This window comes from Variovorax sp. V118 (assembly GCF_041154445.1).
GTDB classification, from domain to species: domain Bacteria; phylum Pseudomonadota; class Gammaproteobacteria; order Burkholderiales; family Burkholderiaceae_C; genus Variovorax; species Variovorax boronicumulans.
In genome coordinates this window covers 1,273,309-1,292,093 of the sequence record NZ_AP028663.1, presented here as the reverse complement: position 1 = coordinate 1,292,093, position 18,785 = coordinate 1,273,309, and the positions used below count along the sequence as shown (strand labels likewise).

Sequence of the window (18,785 nt, the reverse complement as noted above, 5' to 3'; positions counted from 1 at the left end):
GCGTCTCCCGCCAGGGGCGCGGCGGTCTTGAACGAAATTGCAGGAATCGAGCTAGCGCGCCGCCGCGTACGCCCCGGGCGTGAAGCCCAGGAAGCGCACGAAGGCCCGCGTCATGTGGCTCTGGTCAGAGAAGCCCGCGCCGGCTGCGGCATCGGCCAGCGCCCTGCCCTGCGCGATCAGCCGGCGGGCGCGCGACAGCCGGCATTGCTGCAGCCAGGCATGCGGCGGCAGCCCGAAGGCGGCCGCGAAGCCGCGCAGCAGCTGGTAGCGGCTCAGGCCCGCTTCGCGCGCCAGTTCGGCGAGCGTGGGCGCATGGATGCAGTCGTCGGCGATGCGCGCACGCGCACGCTCCATCGCTGCCGGTGCCACGCGTTTCGGCGATTCCGGGGCCCGCGCGCCAGGCGCATCGCGCAGCAGTTGCAGCACGCCCTGCTCCAGCGCCATCGCGTCGTCGCCTTCGACCACGGCCGCGAACAACCGGTCGAAGCCCTGCCGCAGCGCCGGATCGCTCAGCACCGGCCGCGTCAGCTCGAATCCCGGCGGCACACCATCCGACAGCAGCGCAGGCGCCAGATGCAGCATCCGCCAGGCCCGCGCTTCGCCGTGCATCGCGACACCGTCGTGCACCTCGCCCGGATTGACCGTGATGACATCGCCGCGCACCGCCTCGACCGCGCCACGCCCGCTGGCCGAGCGCTGTCCGCCGCGGTCCATCACGCCGATGCCGAACACGTCGTGCATGTGGCGCGGAAAGCTGCGCTTCGATTCGGCCGCGATCGCCTGCAGGCCCGGCAGCGCCGAGCCGCGAATGCGCACGGCATCGACGGGCGCGAAGCTCGACGGCGACGCCATGCCGGAAAACCTCAGCGCGCCTGCTTCGCCAGCCAGCCGCGCAGCCGCTCGACGCCCTGCACCAGCCGCTGCGGGTCTTTCGACGCAAAGCACCAGCGCAGCCAGCCCTGCGCCTCGGGCGCGAAGGCGTTGCCCGGCGCGAGCCCCAGGCCGGCTTCGGCAACGAGGCGCTTGGCGAGTTCGAGCGAATCGCCAAAACCTTCGAGCCGGAAGAAGGCATACATGCCGCCCTTGGCCGGCGCCACCTGCACGCCCGGCACGGCCGCCAGCAGCGGCACCAGCGTGTCGCGGCACTGCTTCAGGTGCGCGACCACGCGCGGCGTGATGTCGGCCGTGTGCTCCAGCGCCGCGATGGCGGCGCGCTGCGTGAACACGCTGGCGCACGAGGTGTTGAACTCGATCAGCTTGCCGATGCCGTCGACCATCGCCGGCGGCAGCACCAGCCAACCGAGGCGCCAGCCGGTCATGAGGAAGCTCTTCGAGAAGCTGTGCGTCACGACGAGGCGATCGTCGGGCGTAGAAATGTCGAGGAAGCTCGGCGCGCAGCCGTTCGGCGTGGGCTCGAAGTACAGCCGCTCGTACACCTCGTCGGCCAGGATCCAGGTGCCGGTTTCGCGGCAATGGTCGAGCACGGCCTGCTGCTCGTCGCGCGTCATCGTCCAGCCCGTGGGGTTGTTCGGCGCATTGACGATCAGCAGCTTCGTCTTGGGCGTGACCGCCGCGCGCAACGCGGGCAGGTCGAGCGTCCACTGCCCGTTCACCGGCACCAGCGGCACGGTGCGCACCTGCGCGCCCATGATCGCCGGCTGCGCCGTGAGGTTGGGCCACACGGGCGTGACGGCGACCACGTCGTCGCCCGCGTCGACCAGCGCCTGCACCGCGAGCATCAGCGCGCTCACGCCGCCCGAGGTGACGGCGATGCGCGAGGCGTCGACCGTCGGGTGCAGGCGGCTGGTGTAGCGCGCGATGGCTTCGCGCAGCTCGGGCAGGCCGAGGTTGTGCGCGTAGAAGGTTTCGCCGCGCTGCAGCGACTCGATGGCCGCCTGGCGGATCACCTCGGGAGTGACCTCGTCGCTCTCGCCGAACCAGAAGGCGAGCACGTCGTCGCGGCCCATGCCGGCATTGGCGACTTCGCGGATCTTCGAGGCTTCGAGGTGGTGGATGGCTTCACGCATGTCTGGGGGTTCCTGTGCTGTCGGGTGTCGTCTGCCTCAAGGGCGCTTCATCTTGCAGGACGTGGGCTGCTCGGCGCGCTCGGGCGCAATCGTCTTGATCACGCGAAAGCCGTAGCCCGAGCCCTCGACGTCGAACTGCACGCCGGGCTTGCCCTGCTTGTCCATCACGCCGACCACGAGCTGCTGCTGGAACTGGTGGTCGGCCGCGCGCATGCGGCCGCGCTGACCGTACAGGCTCACGTCGGCCTGCTCCAGCGCGCGCGCCAGCGGCACGGCCTCGGTGCTGCCCGCGCGTTCCAGCGCCTGCGCGAGCGACTCGACCAAGAGCTGCATGCGCATGTGCACGTAGTCGTCGGCCGGGCGCGGAAAGCGCGTGCGAAAGGCCCGGTAGAAGGCCTCGGACTGCGGCGTCTGCACGTTCGGCAGCCAGTCGGCCACGGCGACCACGCGGCCGATGCCCGCGTCGCCGATGGCGGCCGGCGCGCCCAGCGCATTGCCGTAGAAGGTGTAGAAGCTGCCGTTGAAGCCAGCCTCACGCGCGGCCTTCACGAGCAGCGTGAGGTCGTTGCCCCAGTTGCCGGTGACCACGGCCTGCGCGCCGCTGGCGAGGATCTTGGTGGCGTAGGGCGCGAAGTCCTTCACCTTGCCCATGGGGTGCAGTTCGTCACCGACGATTTCCACGTCGGGGCGCTGCACGCCGAGCTGGCGGCGCGACTCGCGCAGCACGGCCTGGCCGAAGCTGTAGTCCTGGCCGATCAGGTAGACGCGCTTGAGCGCCGCGTCGTCCTTGACCACGTCCATCAGCGCGGCCACGCGCATGTCGGCATGGGCGTCGAAGCGGAAGTGCCAGAAGCTGCAGCGCTCGTTGGTCAGCACCGGATCGACGGCCGAGTAGTTCAGGAAGATCGCGCGGCGCGAGGGGTCGCGCTCGTTGTTCTTGTCGATGGCATCGATCAGCGCCGCGGCCGTCACCGACGAGTTGCCCTGCAGCACGATGCGGGTGCCATCGTCCATGGCCGCGCGCAGCGCCGACAGGGCCTCTTCGTTCTGACCCTTGCTGTCGTAGCGGTCCAGTTGCAGCAGCCGCGCGCCGCCCGGCAGCTTCACGCCGCCGCGCGCGTTCACGCGCTCCACGGCCCACTGCAGGTTGCGGAACACGGCCTCGCCGGTGTTGGCGAACGGGCCGCTCATGCTCTCGATGAGCGCCAGCCGGATGGGGGCGGGTTGCGGGGCCTGGGCCAGGCCGGCGAACGGGGTCGCGCATAGCGCCGCCGCTGCGAATTTCAAGGCCTGGCGGCGCCAAATAAAGGGGGTTTTCATTGTCTTGAAACGCGTGCCGATGCGCCTAGATGAGGTGTCAAGCGGCACTCACGATGGAAAGGCCGCGCAGTGTAAGGGACACACATTCCATGTCCCCATTGTGTTCATTCACCCAGGAGTTTTCGCCATGTTCTTCACCCCCACCCACCGCGCGCATTTCGCTCCCCGTGCCCACGACCGCGCTTTCGAGCGCTTCGTGAACGAGGCCTTCGCCGGCGCCCGCCGCTCGCCCCTGGTCGAGCAAGACGACAAGAGCTGGACCCTGTCGCTGGACGTGCCCGGCCTGTCGCGTGAAGACCTGTCGGTGGCCATCGAAGGCGCCGTGGTCCGCATCGAAAGCAAGGCCGAAGCCAAGCGCCAGATCAAGCTCGCCTACGAGCTGCCGCAAGCCATCGACCTGGCCACCAGCGAAGCCAAGTTGGAGAACGGCGTGCTGACCCTGAAGCTGGGCAAGCTGGTGCCGGCAAGCCAGGTTTCGAACTTGCAGATCAACTAGTCCCGGCGATGCCCCCACGAAGAAAATGTTAGTGACAGCTTGTTTTGACTTTAAACAAGCGCCGTATTCACAATAGTGCCGGATAACGTCACATGATGCGACGATTTATTAGTACTTTCTTCTTCGTGGGCATCTCGTAAACGCATCGAGTTCCCGGGCGGTGCGGACAGCGGGTGTGCCTCAAGGCACCATGAAAACGCACCTGCAGTCAGCCAATGACAACGAACGGTCCGACACGCTCCTGATCTTCCTGCCAGGGGCCTACCTCAAACCCGAAGAGTTCGAGCGCGAGGGTTTCATCAGCGCCGTGCGCGAGCGGCACCTCGCAGCCGACGCACTGCTGGTCGATGCGGACGTCTCCTACTACTACGACCAGACCCTCAGCGAGCGGCTGCACGCCGACGTCATCGAGCCCCAGCGGGCCAAGGGCTACACCTCGATCTGGCTGGTCGGCATTTCCATCGGCGGGTTCGGCGCGCTGATCCACGAACTGGCACGGCCGGGCTCGGTGGATGGCATCGTGGCGCTGGCGCCCTACCTCGGGCGCCGCGTGCTCGGCGCGGAAATCAAGAAGGCCGGCGGCCTGCGCGCCTGGCAGGCGCCCACCGGGCCGCAGCCCGACGAGGAACCCGACCGCAAGCTCTGGCCCTTCTTCCAGCAGTACCTGGCGCCGAAGCCTTCCCAGGACCTGCCGCCGCTGTACCTGGGTTTCGGCCTGGCCGACCGCTTTGCCAGCAACCACAAGCTGCTGGCGGACGCCCTGCCGCCGGGGCGCGTGTTCACGACCGAAGGCGGCCACGACTGGCCCGAGTGGCGCCAGCTCTGGCGCAACGTGCTCGACGTGCTGCCGCTGCCCTCGCTGGGGCGCGCACGGCAGCAGCCGGCTACACGGTTTCCGGCAGCGGCGTCTCGGGCGTCATCAGCGATGCCATCGGCCATCGCGGCTTGACGTCGAAGGCATAGCGCTCCGAGGCCTGCGACAGGCCTGATTGCAGCCGCATCGCGGCCGCCATGGCGATCATGGCGCCGTTGTCGGTGCACAGATGCAACTCGGGGTAGTGCACGCGCACCTTGCGCTTGGCGCAGGCCGCGTTCAGTTGCTCGCGCAGGTTCCTGTTGGCCCCCACGCCGCCGGCCACCACCAGCCGCTTCAGGCCGGTCTGGTCCAGCGCCGCGAGCGACTTCTTCAACAGCACTTCGACGATCGCCGCCTGCGTGGAGGCGGCCAGGTCGGCCTTGCGCGCCTCGAGCTGGTCGCCGAGCTTCTTGGCCTGCGTGAGCACGGCCGTCTTCAGGCCGGCAAACGAAAAGTCGAGATCGCCGCTGTGCAGCAGCGGGCGCGGCAGCTTGAAGGCCGCGGCGTCGCCCTCTTCGGCCAGCTTCGCGAGCCAGGGGCCGCCGGGGTACGGCAGGCCCATGAGCTTGGCGCTCTTGTCGAAGGCCTCGCCGGCCGCGTCGTCGATGGTCTCGCCGAGCAGTTCGTAGCGGCCCACGCCGTCGACCCGCATCAGCTGCGTGTGACCACCCGACACCAGCAGCGCCACGAACGGAAATTCGGGCGGGTCGGCGCTCAGGAACGGCGACAGCAGATGCCCTTCGAGGTGATGCACCCCCAGCACCGGCTTGCCCAGCGCCACGCCGAGCGCGCAGGCCACGCCGGCGCCCACGAGCAGCGCGCCGGCCAGACCCGGGCCGCGCGTGTAGGCCACCACGTCGATCTCGGCCAGCGAACGCCCGGCCTCGGCCATCACGGCTTCGGTGAGCGGCAGCACGCGGCGGATGTGGTCGCGGCTGGCCAGCTCGGGCACCACGCCGCCGTAGGCCTGGTGCATGGCGATCTGGCTGTGCAGCGCGTGCGAACGCAGCAGCGGCAGCGCGTCGCCGTGCGACTCGACCAGCGCCACGCCGGTCTCGTCGCAGGATGATTCGATTCCCAACAAGAGCATGGCGCCGAGTGTAGGGGCCGCCCGCCGGCGGCGCCCGCGAAGGGGCAAGCGAGGCACGGAAGTTGCACGAGCGGAAGGCGCCCCTTCTGCGCCCCCACGAATGACTTCCGGCCTGAGCTTCCTGATCGCCGCGCGCCGATGCGAGATCGACGCGCTGGACCAGCTCGCGCGCACCAGCGAGCTGGTCGGCGCCATCGGCCGGCTCGTGCATGCGCTGCAGCGCGAGCGCGGCATGTCGAACGTGTTCCTGGCCTCGCACGGCGGGCGCTTTGCCGACCAGCGCGGCCCGCAGATCGCCGAATGCCTGGCGCTCGAGCAGCAGGTGCGCGCCGGCTTCGACCGGCTCGAGGCCGAGCACCACCGCGCGGTGGGCGCCGGCCACGGCGCGCGCCTGTTCAGCCGCATCGCCTGGGTGCTGCCCGGCCTGGACGCCCTGCCCGCGCTGCGCCGGCGCATCGACGCGCTCGAACTCCAGCCGGCCCAGGCCGTGGCCGCCTTCGCCAAGCTGGTGGCCGGCCTGCTGGCGGTGGTGTTCGAGGCGGCTGACGGCGCCACCGACCCCGAGATCTCGCGCCTGCTGGTGGCGATGTTCAACTTCATGCAGGGCAAGGAGTTCGCCGGCCAGGAGCGGGCCTTCGGCGCCGCCGCGCTCGCGCTGGGCCGGGGCGACGACGCGCAGCGCCAGCAGTGGCGCCACCTCATCGAGTCGCAGGAGCGCTGCTTCCAGGTGTTCATCGATTTCTCGGGCGACGCGGTGCGCACGCTGTGGCACGACAGCCAGTCGGACGCCGTGCTCGCCGAACTCGAACGCCTGCGCCGCAAGGGCGCCACCTCGGTGCCGGCCGACGCGCTCCTGAGCCAGGCCTGGTTCGACTGCTGCACGCGGCGCATCGACGCCATGCAGACGGTCGAGAACCGCCTCTCGGCCGACCTGCGCGCGCTGTGCGACCACAAGACCGCCCAGGCCCGCAGCGAGCTGGCCGCGTACCGGCAACTGCTCGGCACGCTGGCCCCGCAGGCCGGCGGCGCGCTCTTCTTCGACGATGCCCAGCAGGCGCAGGATGCCACGCCCGCGCAGCTCGGGCGCCACCTCGAACGCTCGGTGCTCGACATGGTCCAGGAGCAGTCGCAGCGCCTGCAGGCCATGAGCGACGAACTCGACACCGTGCGGGCCTCGCTCAACGAACGCAAGATCGTCGAGCGCGCCAAGGGCCTCCTGATGGCGCACCGGCGCCTGAGCGAGGCCGAGGCGCACAAGATGCTGCGCCAGACCGCCATGAACCAGAAGCGCCGCCTCGTCGACGTGGCCGAGTCGATGCTGGCCATGGCCGACTACCTGCCGCTCGAACCTGCACCGCGGCGCTGACCCGGGCCGCTTGGATTGGTGCAGCGCACAACAGTTGTGCGTCGCCCGGGTTAGCGAGCCAGCAGGAACTTTCTCCTGCGCCGGCGCGCCCTGCCAGCTATCTTTTCCATAGCTCCCACCAGCGGCTTCGGGCTGGCACACCGCTTGCATGGAGCTTGTCACAGACCGCAAGGTCTTCAGGCAGGTTGCACCCAACGGCGGGTGCGGCCCACCGAACCGGACAAAGGCGTCCCCATCCCGCAAGGGCTCGTTCGCGAGCAGCCCCTGCGCGGTGCGGACGCCTTTTCGTTTTTGTCTTTCACTTCTGGAGCCCCGCCCATGTCCGATCTGCTGCTGAAAACCAAACTGAGCCGGCGCCGCGTGCTGCAGGCCGCCGCCCTCGGCGCCGTGGGCATCGACCCCGCGCTGCGCGCCGCCGTCTGGGCCCAGGGCTCGGACAAGCCCGAGAAGGAAGAAGTGAAGATCGGCTTCATCCCGCTGACCGACTGCGCCAGCGTGGTGATGGCCTCGGTGCTGGGCATCGACAAGAAGTACGGCGTGAAGATCGTGCCGAGCAAGGAAGCCAGCTGGGCCGGCGTGCGCGACAAGCTCGTGAACGGCGACCTCGACATGGCGCACGTGCTCTACGGCCTCGTGTACGGCATGCACCTGGGCGTGAGCGGCCCGAAGAAGGACATGGCCGTGCTCATGACCCTGAACAACAACGGCCAGGCCATCACGCTGTCGAAGAAGCTGGCCGACAAGGGCGCGGTCGATGCGGCCTCGCTCGCCAAGCTCATCGCCAAGGAAAAGGGCGAATACACCTTCGCCCACACCTTCCCCACCGGCACCCACGCCATGTGGCTCTACTACTGGCTCGCCTCGGCCGGCATCGATCCGTTCAAGGACGTGAAGAACATCACCGTGCCGCCTCCGCAGATGGTGGCCAACATGCGCGTGGGCAACATGGACGGCTACTGCGTGGGCGAGCCCTGGGGCCAGCGCGCGATCATGGACGGCATCGGCTTCACGGGCATCACGACGCAGGACATCTGGAAGGACCACCCCGAGAAGGTGCTGGGCTGCACCGCGGAGTTCACGAAGAAGTACCCGAACACCGCGCGCGCCGTCACGGCCGCGATCCTCGAGGCCGGCAAGTGGATCGACACCGGCCTGCAGAACAAGAACAAGATGGCCGAAACCATTGCTGACAAGAGCTACGTCAACACCAGCGTGGACGCCATCAACCAGCGCATCCTGGGCCGCTACACCAACGGCCTGGGCAAGAGCTGGGACGACCCCAACCACATGAAGTTCTACAACGGCGGCGCGGTGAACTTCCCGTACCTCTCGGACGGCATGTGGTTCCTCACCCAGCACAAGCGCTGGGGCCTGCTGAAGGAACACCCCGACTACCTGAAGGTGGCCACCGAGATCAACCGCATCGACATCTACAAGCAGGCCGCCGCCGCCACGCAGACGCCCGTGCCCAAGGACGTGCTGCGCACCAGCAAGCTCTTCGACGGCACCGTCTGGGACGGCAAGGACCCGAAGAAGTACGCCGAGTCTTTCAAGCTCCATGTCTGAGGAGAAACGCACCATGGTCAGCGCTGTCTTCCATTCCCCGCTCGACGCCGTGGCCTCGCAGGTCGCCGCGCCCGTGGTGTCCAGGCCCCTGGCACCCGCCCCTGCTGCGGCCGTTGCGGCGGCGGCACCCATGCCGCGCACCCGCGCGCCCCTGGACCTGCGCGCCTTCTGGATGCGCGTGCTCCCGCCGTTCCTGGGCTTCGGCCTGCTGGTGCTGGTGTGGGAGATCGTGGCCATGAAGAGCACCACCGGCTTTCCCTCGCCGCTGGCCACCTGGCAGCAGGCGCTCACGGTGTTCAGCGATCCGTTCTACAGCAAGGGGCCGAACGACCAGGGCGTGGGCTGGAACGTGCTGTCGTCGCTGCAGCGCGTGGCGCTGGGCTTCGGCCTCGCCGCTGCGGTCGGCATCCCGGCCGGCTTCGCCATCGGGCGCTTCGAGTTCCTCTCGCGCATGTTCAACCCGCTGATCAGCTTGTTGCGTCCGGTGTCGCCGCTGGCCTGGCTGCCCATCGGCCTCTTGGTGTTCAAGGGCGCCAACCCGGCCGCGATCTGGACCATCTTCATCTGCTCGATCTGGCCGATGGTGATCAACACCGCCGTGGGCGTGCAGCGCGTGCCCAGCGACTACATGAACGTGGCCAAGGTGCTCAACCTCAGCGAATGGAAGATCCTCACCAAGATCCTCTTTCCGGCCGTGCTGCCCTACATGCTCACCGGCGTGCGCCTGGCCGTGGGCACCGCGTGGCTGGTGATCGTCGCGGCCGAGATGCTCACGGGCGGCGTGGGCATCGGCTTCTGGGTGTGGGACGAGTGGAACAACCTCAACGTCGCCAACATCATCATCGCGATCTTCGTGATCGGCATCGTCGGCCTGGTGCTGGAGTTCGCGCTCATCAAGCTCGCCACCGCATTCACGTTCGAAGAGGTGAAGTCATGAACGACGATTCGAAGTACATCGAGATCCACAACGTCGAACAGGCGTTCAAGACGCCCAAGGGCCGCTTCGTCGCGCTGCGCGACGTGAACCTGAACGTGGCCAAGGGCGAGTTCGTCACGCTCATCGGGCACTCGGGCTGCGGCAAGTCGACGCTGCTGAACCTCATCGCCGGGCTGACCACGCCCACGCAGGGCGTGCTGCTGTGCGCCAACAAGGAAATCAAGGGCCCGGGGCCCGAGCGCGCCGTGGTGTTCCAGAACCACTCGCTGCTGCCCTGGCTCACCTGCTTCGAGAACGTGTACCTCGCGGTCGAGCGCGTGTTCGCGGCCACCGAGAGCAAGGCGCAGCTGCGCGAACGCACCGACGCGGCGCTTGCGCTGGTGGGCCTCACGCCCGCGGCGCAGAAGCGCCCCGGCGAAATCTCGGGCGGCATGAAGCAGCGCGTGGGCATTGCCCGTGCGCTGTCGATGGAGCCCAAGGTGCTGCTGATGGACGAGCCCTTCGGCGCGCTCGACGCCCTCACCCGCGCCAAGCTGCAGGACGAGCTGCTCGCCATCGTGCAGAAGACGCGCAGCACAGTCGTCATGGTCACGCACGACGTCGACGAAGCCGTGCTGCTCAGCGACCGCATCGTGATGCTCACCAACGGCCCGGCCGCCACCATCGGTGACGTGCTGGCGGTGGAGATCGCGCGGCCGCGCAACCGTGTCGCATTGGCCGAAGACCCGGCCTATGTGCATGCGCGCAAGGCGGTGATCGATTTTCTCTACACGCGCCAGGCGCATGTGGAGAAGGCTGCGGCCTGACCCGGCAGGCGCGGCACCACGGGCGTCAGGACATGATGACCTGCAGGCTGTGCTCGTACCACCCGGTCAGGCGCTCGAAGGTGTCCACGAGCGCCTCGCTGGAACGCACCAGCGTGGCGCGCCCCTCGGCGCTGTCGAGCGCCTGCACGCCGCCGACGAGGCGCAGCCACTCGTCGCGCGCGCTCGCCAGCCCGGCGCGGATCTCGGGCGAGCTGAGCGGCGCGCGCTCCAGCTCCAGCAGCGCGGCTTCGAATTCGTTCATGGTCGGCAGCAGCCGCTCGCGCGAGACGCCGGCCGAGAGCGTCGAGGCCAGCAGCGCGTCCTTGGCCAGCCGCTGCGCGCGCATGCGCTGCCGTCCGCAGATGTTGACGATGCGCAGCGCGCGCCGCGCCCCCGAAGCTTCCAGCGCGTCCGTCAGGGATTCGGCCGCCGACAGCAGGGCCTCGCCGCGCGCATCGATCGCAGCAAGCCCCGTCGACGCAGGCTTGGCGGTCAGCAACGCGGCCAGTCCGTTCCAGGCGGCTTGCACCTCGCCGAGCGCCTGCACGCCCGCCGGCCCCAGCTCGAGGGCCGTCAGATGATCCAGCGTCTGCTGCACCCGCTCGGTCGACTGCGTGCGCAGCACGCGCGCACGCTGCGCGTCGATGCCGGCCGCGAGCTGCGCCGCCACGCGCACCAGACGCTGCGAGAGCATGCGCAGCTGGCCCGCGCGGTTGATCGCCTCGGCCCACTGCGCGGCCTCGATGACCGAGCGCGACACCTCGCCCAGCCGCAGGTTGGCGTGCATCGCGGCGCCGCGCAGCAGGCCGAAAGCCTCGTCTTCGCCGATGCCGCGCGCGGACATCAGCAGGCCCTTGGCGCGATCGACCCACCTGCGCTCGTCCATGCGCGTGCGCAGGGCGTCGAGTTCGGTGCGCAGCGCGGCCTCGCGGGTCCAGCGGGCCTGCGCCTGCGCGGTCAGTGCCGCGAGCGCATCGACGCCTTCAATGGGTACCCACCCGTGCACGCCCGCGGCCACGAGCGCTGCGTGCTGCGCGCCGTCCAGCGGCGCGCTCATCACGCCCAGGGCGCACGGCGGTGCGCCTCCCCAGGGGGCCAGCGCTTCGAGCAACGCGTCGAGCTGCGGCTCTGTTGCATCCAGATGCACCAGGACCATCGACGGTGCAAGCGCCTGCGCGCGCTGCACCAGCGTGTGGCAGCCCGCGCGCCCGAGCACCGCGACGCCCGCGGCATCGATCGACTGCTGCAGCGACGCCGGCAAGGGCTCGCCTTCAGCGGGTTCAGGGGACAGGACGACGAGAAGGGACATGGCGGCAAGGTGTGGCAAGGCCCGGGAAGCATAGGCCACGCCAGCCTGCATCCGCAGGCACGCCTCTTGCATCGAAGGGGGCACGGTGTAACGAAGCACCGCTTTGGTGAGGCTGCAGGTTCCCCCTGCATCCGCCCCGGCCGCCTCCAGGCCGGGCCCACCCCCATGCCGACGGCGTTCGCCGCCGGTACCCCGACTCCACCCCTGTCCGTCGACACGACCGCTGCCCGGTCGCGCCGCGGCTTTTTGCACCTTTGAACGCCATGTCCGGTTTCAGGAATTTCTTGCAGTCAGGCCACAGTCCGACCCTGTTCGCGGCCTTCCTGTACTTCTCGTTCTCCTGCTGCATCTGGGTGCTCAACGGCGCCATGGCGCCCTTCATCGGCGAGACCTTCAACCTCTCGCCCGCGCAGAAGGGCCTGATGCTGTCGGTGCCGATCATCGCGGGCGCGCTCATGCGCTTTCCGCTGGGCCTGCTGTCGCAGTACATCGGCCGCAAGAAGGCCACGCTGGTCGAGATGGGCCTCATCGCCGTGGCGATGCTGTTCGGCTTCTTCTTCGTGAAGAGCTTCAACGACCTGCTCGCCATGGGCGTGCTGCTGGGCATCGCCGGCGCGAGCTTCGGCGTGGCGCTGTCGCTGGGCTCGGGCTGGTTCCCGCCGCAGCACAAGGGCCTGGCGATGGGCCTGGTGGGCGCGGGCAACGTGGGCACGGCCGTGTCGGTGCTGGTGGCGCCGCCGCTGGCCAACTGGCTGGGCTGGCAGGCGGTGTACGGCGTGGCCGCGGTCGCGATCCTCATCCCGATGGTCGTGATGGTGGTCTTCGCCAAGGAGCCGCCGGACGTGGACCCGCATGGCAGCTTCCGCGCGCACATCGCCTGCCTGTTCGAGAAAGACGGCTGGGTCTTCAGCCTGATCTACGGCGTGACCTTCGGCGGCTTCATCGGCCTCACGACCTTCCTGCCCTCGTACTACTACGATCAGTTCGGCGTGAGCAAGGTGCAGGCCGGCCAGCTGACGATGCTCGCGGCCTTCATGGGCGCGGCGGTGCGCATCGTGGGCGGCTGGCTGTCCGACCGCTGGGGCGGCGTGAACACGCTCACGGTGGTGCTGCTGGTGGTGGCCGTGGGCCTTGTGCTGGTGGGCTTCTCGTCGGGCTCGCTGGCGCTCACCACGCTGCTGCTGATCGTCTGCTTCGCCGCGCTGGGCGCGGGCAACGGCGCGCTGTTCCAGCTGGTGCCGCTGCGCTGGCCCACGAGCACGGCGGTGGCCGGCTCGATGATCGGCGAGATCGGCGCCCTCGGCGGCGGCCTGGTGCCCAACGCCATGGGCCTGTCGAAGCAGTACCTGGGCAGCTATGCCTGGGGCTTCGTGTTCTTCGGTGCGCTCTCGCTGGCGATGCTGGGCGTGATGCGCGTGATGCAGATCCGCTGGACGCGCACCTGGGCCGAAAAAGGCGGACGCGCGCGCGTCACGCCGGCGCCTGCGGTTGCCAAGCCCTCGCCCGTTCGCAAGGCCGCCCGTTCATGAGCCTCTTCGCCCGCCCCCGCTCAACGTGGCAGGAAGAGAAGCCACACGATGAGCAGCACGTTGAACAGCACCGACACGCCGAGCGCGAGCTGGTACAGCGCGAGCGGGTCGCGGCGGATCAGCGGCGTGGCGGCGGGCGCGTTCACGGGGCGCGAGGCGCCGCGCTCCAGCGCGAGCAGCATCTCCTCGGCGGTCTCGAAGCGTTCGCGCGGATCGCGGGCCACGGCCTTGCGCACGAGGTGGTCGAGCCACACAGGCACGTCGGGCCGCAGGCGCGAGAGCGCGACCGGATCGCGCCGGTAGCGCGCCACCTGGTAGGGCTCGATCTCGCCGTAGGGCAGGTGCCCGCCCAGCCACTGGTAGAGCGTGGCGCCGAGCGCGAACAGGTCGCTGCCCGCATCGGCCACGCCGCCCTCTTCCCACTGCTCGGGGTTGATGTAGCTCGGCGTGCCCGCATGCAGCTCGCGCTGCGCCGCGCCTTCGCGGCCCGAGATCGCCACGCCCAGGTCGAGGATGCGCCAGCGCCCGTCGTCGCCCCGGTGCAGGTTGCCGGGCTTGATGTCGCGGTGGACCACGCCGTGGCGGTGCAGCCGCCCGAGTGCGCGGCTCACCTCGATGGCCGCGGCGACCACCTCGGCCACGGTGCCGCGCGTGCCGTCCTTGCGCATCTGCTCGAGCGTGCGCCCGCCGTGCCAGTCGAACACGATGTACAGCGCGCTGGCGTCGGGCGCACGCTCGTGCACGCGCACGAAGCCGCCGCCCTGCCCCACGCGCTGACCCAGCCAGGCCTCGTGCGCCAGCATCGCGCGCTCCTGTGGGTCGCCGGCGCGCGAGGGGTGCAGGGTCTTGAGCGCGACCAGTTCGCGCGTGACCGGATGGCGCGCCTGGTACAGCAGGTGCACGCCGGTGTCGGCCACCAGGCCGGTGACGACGTAGCCGTCGAGCACGTCGCCCACCTTGAGCCACGGCGGCGGCGCGAGGCGGCGGCCGTCGCCGAGTTCGTCGTCGAGCTGGCGCGCATCGAGCCCCACCACGCGGATCACCAGCGCGGTCGCGTTGTCGCGCGTGCCGGCGTCCAGCGCGGCCTGCACCAGCGCTTCGCTTGCTGCCTCGGCGTCGCCCTGCAGCGCGAGCGCGGCCACCTGCTGCGGCTTGAGCACGCCGTGCACGCCGTCGGTGCTGAGCACGAAGCAGTCGCCCACGCGCACGTCGCCCTGCAGGTAGTCGACGCGCACCTGGTCGTCCAGGCCGATGGCGCGCGTGAGCCGGCTGCGCATGTCGGGATGGTCGAAGGCGTGGTCCTGCGTGAGCAATTGCGCGGGTTCGCCGTCGGCGCGCACGCGCCAGGCGCGCGTGTCGCCCACGTGGGCCAGCGTGTAGCTCTGGCCGTGCAGCACCAGCGCGGTGAGCGTGGTGAGCGCCGTGCCGGCGCCCTCCTGTTTTCCCTGGCGCCGGCGGTTGTGGTCGGCCAGCCAGCCGTTCTGCGCGCCAATCAGGCGATCGAGCGCGGCGGTCGGCTCCCAGGTCGCGGGCGTGGCGAAGTAGTCGGCCAGCAAACCCATCACCGTGGTCTGCGCCGCTTCGCGGCCGCGTCCGCCGCTCGAGACCCCGTCGGCAATGGCCGCGATGAGCCCGCGCGCCTCGTCGCCGGCCGGCGCATGCACCGTGCCAGCGAAGTCTTCGTTCGCGTCGCGCGGCCCGCGCTGGCTGCTGTAGCCGATGTCCACTTCAAAGCTCATGGCGCGATTCTGACCGCGCGCCGCGGGCCGTCGTTCGGTTGATTTCCCTGAAAGGTCCCGCCCCATGAAGAAAATGAAACTCGTGATGGTCGGCAACGGCATGGCCGGCGTGCGCACGCTCGAAGAGCTGCTGAAGATCGCGCCCGACCTGTACGACATCACCGTCTTCGGCGCCGAGCCGCACCCCAACTACAACCGCATCCTGCTGTCGCCCGTGCTCGCGGGCGAGCAGACGGTGGACGAGATCGTGCTCAACAGCTGGGAGTGGTACAGCGACAACCACATCACGCTGCACGCCGGCAAGAAGGTGGTCGAAGTCGACCGCGTGAACCGCATCGTGCGCGCGGAAGATGGCACCGAGGCGCCCTACGACCGCCTGCTGATGTGCACCGGCTCCAACCCCTTCATGCTGCCCGTGCCCGGCAAGGACCTGAAGGGCGTGATCGCCTACCGCGACATCGCCGACACCGACTACATGATCGAGACCGCGCGCACGCACAAGAACGCGGTGGTCATCGGCGGTGGCCTGCTCGGCCTGGAAGCCGCCAACGGCCTGATGCTGCGCGGCATGACCGTGACGGTGGTGCACGTGATGCCCTGGCTCATGGAGCGCCAGCTGGACGACGTGGCGGGCAAGCTGCTGCAGAAGTCGCTCGAAGACCGCGGCCTGAAGTTCCTCATGGGCGCGCAGACGCAGGACCTCGTCGGGGGCGACGACGGCCGCGTGAAGGCGATCCGCTTCAAGGACGGCACCGAGGTCGCGGCCGACCTCGTGGTGATGGCCGTGGGCATCCGCCCCAATGTCGAGCTGGCCGAGAAGATGCGCCTGCACTGCAACCGCGGCATCGTGGTGACCGACACGATGCAGACGGTGACCGACGCGCGCATCTACTCGGTCGGCGAATGCGCGGCGCACCGCGGCATCGCCTACGGCCTGGTCGCACCGCTGTTCGAGCAGGCCAAGGTGGCGGCCAACCACCTGGCGCTGTTCGGCATCGGCCGCTACCTCGGCTCGCTCACGTCCACCAAGCTCAAGGTGACGGGCATCGACCTGTTCAGCGCCGGCGAGTTCATGGGCGGCGAAGGCACCGAGGAGATCGTGATGAGCGACCCCTTCGGCGGCGTCTACAAGAAGCTGGTGCTCAAGGACGACAAGCTCATCGGCGCCTGCCTGTACGGCGACACGGTGGACGGCAGTTGGTACTTCAAGCTGCTGCGCGACGGCCGCAGCGTGCACGACATCCGCGACAAGCTGATGTTCGGCGAATCGAACATCGGCGACACCGGCCACGAGGGCCACAGCAAGGCCGCGAGCATGCCCGACGACGCCGAGGTGTGCGGCTGCAACGGCGTGAACAAGGGCACCATCTGCAAGGCCATCAAGGAGAAGGGCCTGTTCACGCTCGACGAGGTGAAGAAGCACACCAAGGCCAGCGCCAGCTGCGGCTCGTGCACCGGGCTGGTCGAGCAGATCCTGATGTTCACGGCCGGCGGCGACTACTCGGCCACGCCGAAGAAGAAGGCGATCTGCGGCTGCACCGACATGAGCCACCAGGACGTGCGCGACGCGATCCGCAAGGAGCACTGGCTCACGCACGACGCGGTCTACCGCGGCATGGGCTGGCGCACGCCCAACGGCTGCGCCACCTGCCGCCCGGCCGTCAACTACTACCTGATCAGCACCTGGCCGAAAGAGGCCAAGGACGATCCGCAGAGCCGCTTCATCAACGAGCGCAGCCACGCCAACATCCAGAAGGACGGCACCTACTCCGTCATTCCGCGCATGTGGGGCGGCCACACCACTCCCGACGAGCTGCGCCGCATTGCCGACGCGGCCGACAAGTACAAGATCCCGACCGTCAAGGTCACGGGCGGCCAGCGCATCGACCTCCTGGGCGTGAAGAAGGAAGACCTCGAAGGCGTGTGGAAGGACATCGGCATGCCCAGCGGCTTTGCGTACGCCAAGTCGCTGCGCACGGTGAAGACCTGCGTGGGCAGCGAGTGGTGCCGCTTCGGCACGCAGGACTCCACGCAGATGGGCAAGGACCTGGAGCGTGCGCTGTGGGCCATGTACTCGCCGCACAAGGTCAAGCTGGCCGTGTCGGGCTGCCCGCGCAACTGCGCGGAGGCCGGCATCAAGGACGTGGGCGTGATCGGCGTCGACTCGGGCTGGGAGCTGTACGTGGGCGGCAACGGCGGCATCAAGACCGAGGTGGCGCAGTTCCTCGTGAAGGTGAAGACCGCCGAGGAAGTGATGGAACACGCCGGCGCTTTCCTGCAGCTGTACCGCGAGGAAGGCTGGTACCTGGAGCGCACGGTGCATTACATCGGCCGCGTGGGCCTGGACTACGTGAAGAAGAAGATCCTCGAAGACGCCGAAGGCCGCCAGGCGCTGTGGGAGCGGCTGCAGTTCGCGCTCGACGGCGAGCCCGACCCGTGGTTCGAATCGGCGCAAGCCTCGGTGGATGTGCGGCAGTTTGCGCCGCTGAGCGTGTGATCGGAGCGACCGCTTGAAACGACGACTCTTCATCGCCTCTTCCGCCCTCGCAGCACTCGCCCCCGTGGGCGCCCATGCGCAGGTGGCCGACCTCAACGACGCCATCAACAAGGCCGGCCGCCAGCGGATGCTGTCGCAGCGCGCGAGCAAGGCCTACCTGGCGCTGGTGCAGAAGGTGGAGCCGCGCAGCGCGCAGCAGGTGCTCGACCGCTCGGTGGCGCTGTTCGAACGCCAGCTCGGCGAGCTCAAGGCCTTTGCACCGACGCCAACGCTGCGCGCCACCTACGACGGCCTCGATGGCGCCTGGCGCGCGTTCCGCACCGAACTGGCCGACGCGGCGCCCGGCCGGGACGCCGCCGCGCGGGTGGTGGCGCTCGACGCCGCCGTGCTCGCGCTGGCCCACCAGGGCACGGCGCAGTACGAGGCGGCCTCGGGCAGGCCGGTCGGGCGGCTGGTCAACATCGCGGGGCGCCAGCGCATGCTGTCGCAGCGCATGGCCAAGTGCTACCTGGCCGCGGCGATGCAGATCGACCCGGCCGGCAGCACCGCCGAGATCGCCAAGGCGCGCACCGAATTCCTGGCCGCGCTCGAGCTGTTGCGCAACGCGCCCGAGGCCACCGCGCAGATCCGCCAGGAGCTGGTGCTGGCCGACGCGCAATGGATGTTCTTCAACCGCGGCCTGCAGCGCCTGGACGGTGCGGGCGCCTCGCCCGCGCTGATGTCCGACGTGTTCGTGAGCAGCGAGAACCTGCTCGCGATCATGGACCGCGTGACCGGCCTGTACGCCGAGATCAAGACCTGACCCGCGCCCGACCCCAAGACAAGAGAGCCCCACCATGAGCGATTGGAAAGCCATCTGCCGCCTCGACGACATCCCCGTGCTCGGTGCCCGCCGCGTGATGCGGCCCGCCGGCCTGGACGTGGCCGTGTTCCGCAATGCCGAAGACCAGGTCTTCGCGCTGCTCGACCGCTGCCCGCACAAGGGCGGCCCGCTGAGCCAGGGCATCGTGTTCGGCACCAGCGTGGCCTGCCCGCTGCACAACTGGGCCATCGGCCTGGACGACGGCTGCGCCCGCTCACCCGACGAAGGCTGCACGCCCAAGTTCGCGGTGAAGCTGGAAGACGGCGTGGTGCACCTAGACGCCGGCGAGCTGGCCACGCACGCGCTCGACCTGGAGCGCCCGGTCGCCGGACCGCAGCGACTGGCCGCCGTGACAGTGCTGTCCCCGGAAGAAGGTTGAGGCCCG

General features: G+C 69.4%; 16 protein-coding genes. 10 read left to right on the top strand and 6 right to left on the bottom strand.

Going from position 1 to position 18,785, the window contains the following annotated elements; translation table 11 throughout:
- Nucleotides 1–51: 51 nt before the first annotated feature.
- Genes ACAM52_RS05945 through ACAM52_RS05935 form a run of 3 tightly spaced genes read right to left on the bottom strand, consistent with a single transcriptional unit; the run spans nt 52 to nt 3,347 of the window.
- Nucleotides 52–852, bottom strand: a complete 801-nt coding sequence (locus ACAM52_RS05945; RefSeq protein ID WP_369646421.1) for an AraC family transcriptional regulator — start codon at nt 850–852, stop codon at nt 52–54.
- An 11-nt stretch (nt 853–863) separates the two neighbouring features.
- Nucleotides 864–2,027, bottom strand: a complete 1,164-nt coding sequence (locus tag ACAM52_RS05940) for a pyridoxal phosphate-dependent aminotransferase (protein ID WP_159276090.1) — start codon at nt 2,025–2,027, stop codon at nt 864–866.
- Between the two features lie 36 nt (nt 2,028–2,063).
- A complete protein-coding gene (locus tag ACAM52_RS05935; RefSeq protein ID WP_369629487.1) occupies nt 2,064–3,347 on the bottom strand; it encodes a branched-chain amino acid ABC transporter substrate-binding protein in 1,284 nt (427 codons plus the stop codon).
- A 127-nt stretch (nt 3,348–3,474) separates the two neighbouring features.
- Here ACAM52_RS05935 and ACAM52_RS05930 point away from each other — a divergent pair, with 127 nt between their 5' ends.
- Nucleotides 3,475–3,843 carry an Hsp20/alpha crystallin family protein gene (locus ACAM52_RS05930; RefSeq protein WP_159276089.1) on the top strand — a complete coding sequence of 123 codons (369 nt, stop codon included), beginning with the start codon at nt 3,475–3,477 and terminating at the stop codon, nt 3,841–3,843.
- 190 nt (nt 3,844–4,033) lie between these two features.
- The gene (locus ACAM52_RS05925) at nt 4,034–4,792 is read left to right on the top strand and encodes an alpha/beta hydrolase (RefSeq protein WP_062475441.1); all 759 of its coding nucleotides are present in this window, start codon (nt 4,034–4,036) and stop codon (nt 4,790–4,792) included.
- On the opposite strand, the gene tsaD is transcribed toward ACAM52_RS05925, so the two are convergent.
- Nucleotides 4,728–5,789: a tRNA (adenosine(37)-N6)-threonylcarbamoyltransferase complex transferase subunit TsaD gene (tsaD, locus tag ACAM52_RS05920; protein WP_369646420.1), complete on the bottom strand. Its 1,062-nt coding sequence runs from the start codon at nt 5,787–5,789 to the stop codon at nt 4,728–4,730. The two genes, ACAM52_RS05925 and tsaD, sit on opposite strands and share 65 nt — an antisense overlap.
- A gap of 100 nt (nt 5,790–5,889) precedes the next feature.
- Here tsaD and ACAM52_RS05915 point away from each other — a divergent pair, with 100 nt between their 5' ends.
- The 4 genes from ACAM52_RS05915 to ACAM52_RS05900 all read left to right on the top strand — a co-directional run bounded on the left by ACAM52_RS05915 (nt 5,890) and on the right by ACAM52_RS05900 (nt 10,464).
- A complete protein-coding gene (locus ACAM52_RS05915; protein WP_062475447.1) occupies nt 5,890–7,155 on the top strand; it encodes a nitrate regulatory protein in 1,266 nt (421 codons plus the stop codon).
- Nucleotides 7,156–7,473: 318 nt separating this feature from the next.
- Nucleotides 7,474–8,721, top strand: coding sequence for a CmpA/NrtA family ABC transporter substrate-binding protein (locus ACAM52_RS05910; protein ID WP_062475451.1), 1,248 nt, complete (start codon nt 7,474–7,476; stop codon nt 8,719–8,721).
- A 13-nt stretch (nt 8,722–8,734) separates the two neighbouring features.
- On the top strand, nt 8,735–9,658 hold the full coding sequence (ntrB, locus tag ACAM52_RS05905; RefSeq protein ID WP_095746068.1) for a nitrate ABC transporter permease: 924 nt from the start codon (nt 8,735–8,737) through the stop codon (nt 9,656–9,658).
- Nucleotides 9,655–10,464, top strand: coding sequence for an ABC transporter ATP-binding protein (locus ACAM52_RS05900; RefSeq protein WP_369646419.1), 810 nt, complete (start codon nt 9,655–9,657; stop codon nt 10,462–10,464). Before ntrB ends, ACAM52_RS05900 begins: the two co-directional genes overlap by 4 nt.
- Nucleotides 10,465–10,489: 25 nt before the next feature.
- Here ACAM52_RS05900 and ACAM52_RS05895 read toward each other — a convergent pair whose 3' ends face one another.
- Nucleotides 10,490–11,773 (bottom strand): type IV pili methyl-accepting chemotaxis transducer N-terminal domain-containing protein, encoded by a 1,284-nt coding sequence (locus ACAM52_RS05895; protein ID WP_369646418.1) that lies wholly within the window; start codon nt 11,771–11,773, stop codon nt 10,490–10,492.
- 263 nt (nt 11,774–12,036) lie between these two features.
- Between ACAM52_RS05895 and ACAM52_RS05890 the strand changes: the two genes are divergently transcribed.
- Nucleotides 12,037–13,302 (top strand): nitrate/nitrite transporter, encoded by a 1,266-nt coding sequence (locus ACAM52_RS05890; RefSeq protein ID WP_139702821.1) that lies wholly within the window; start codon nt 12,037–12,039, stop codon nt 13,300–13,302.
- Nucleotides 13,303–13,322: 20 nt separating this feature from the next.
- On the opposite strand, the gene ACAM52_RS05885 is transcribed toward ACAM52_RS05890, so the two are convergent.
- The gene (locus ACAM52_RS05885) at nt 13,323–15,041 is read right to left on the bottom strand and encodes a bifunctional protein-serine/threonine kinase/phosphatase (RefSeq protein ID WP_159271050.1); all 1,719 of its coding nucleotides are present in this window, start codon (nt 15,039–15,041) and stop codon (nt 13,323–13,325) included.
- Nucleotides 15,042–15,105: 64 nt separating this feature from the next.
- Between ACAM52_RS05885 and nirB the strand changes: the two genes are divergently transcribed.
- The 3 genes from nirB to nirD are packed head-to-tail and all read left to right on the top strand — an operon-like array spanning nt 15,106 to nt 18,779.
- The gene (gene nirB, locus ACAM52_RS05880; protein WP_369646417.1) at nt 15,106–17,538 is read left to right on the top strand and encodes a nitrite reductase large subunit NirB; all 2,433 of its coding nucleotides are present in this window, start codon (nt 15,106–15,108) and stop codon (nt 17,536–17,538) included.
- 13 nt (nt 17,539–17,551) lie between these two features.
- On the top strand, nt 17,552–18,340 hold the full coding sequence (locus tag ACAM52_RS05875) for a type IV pili methyl-accepting chemotaxis transducer N-terminal domain-containing protein (protein WP_369646416.1): 789 nt from the start codon (nt 17,552–17,554) through the stop codon (nt 18,338–18,340).
- Between the two features lie 34 nt (nt 18,341–18,374).
- Nucleotides 18,375–18,779, top strand: coding sequence for a nitrite reductase small subunit NirD (nirD, locus tag ACAM52_RS05870; protein WP_062475470.1), 405 nt, complete (start codon nt 18,375–18,377; stop codon nt 18,777–18,779).
- Nucleotides 18,780–18,785: the final 6 nt, after the last annotated feature.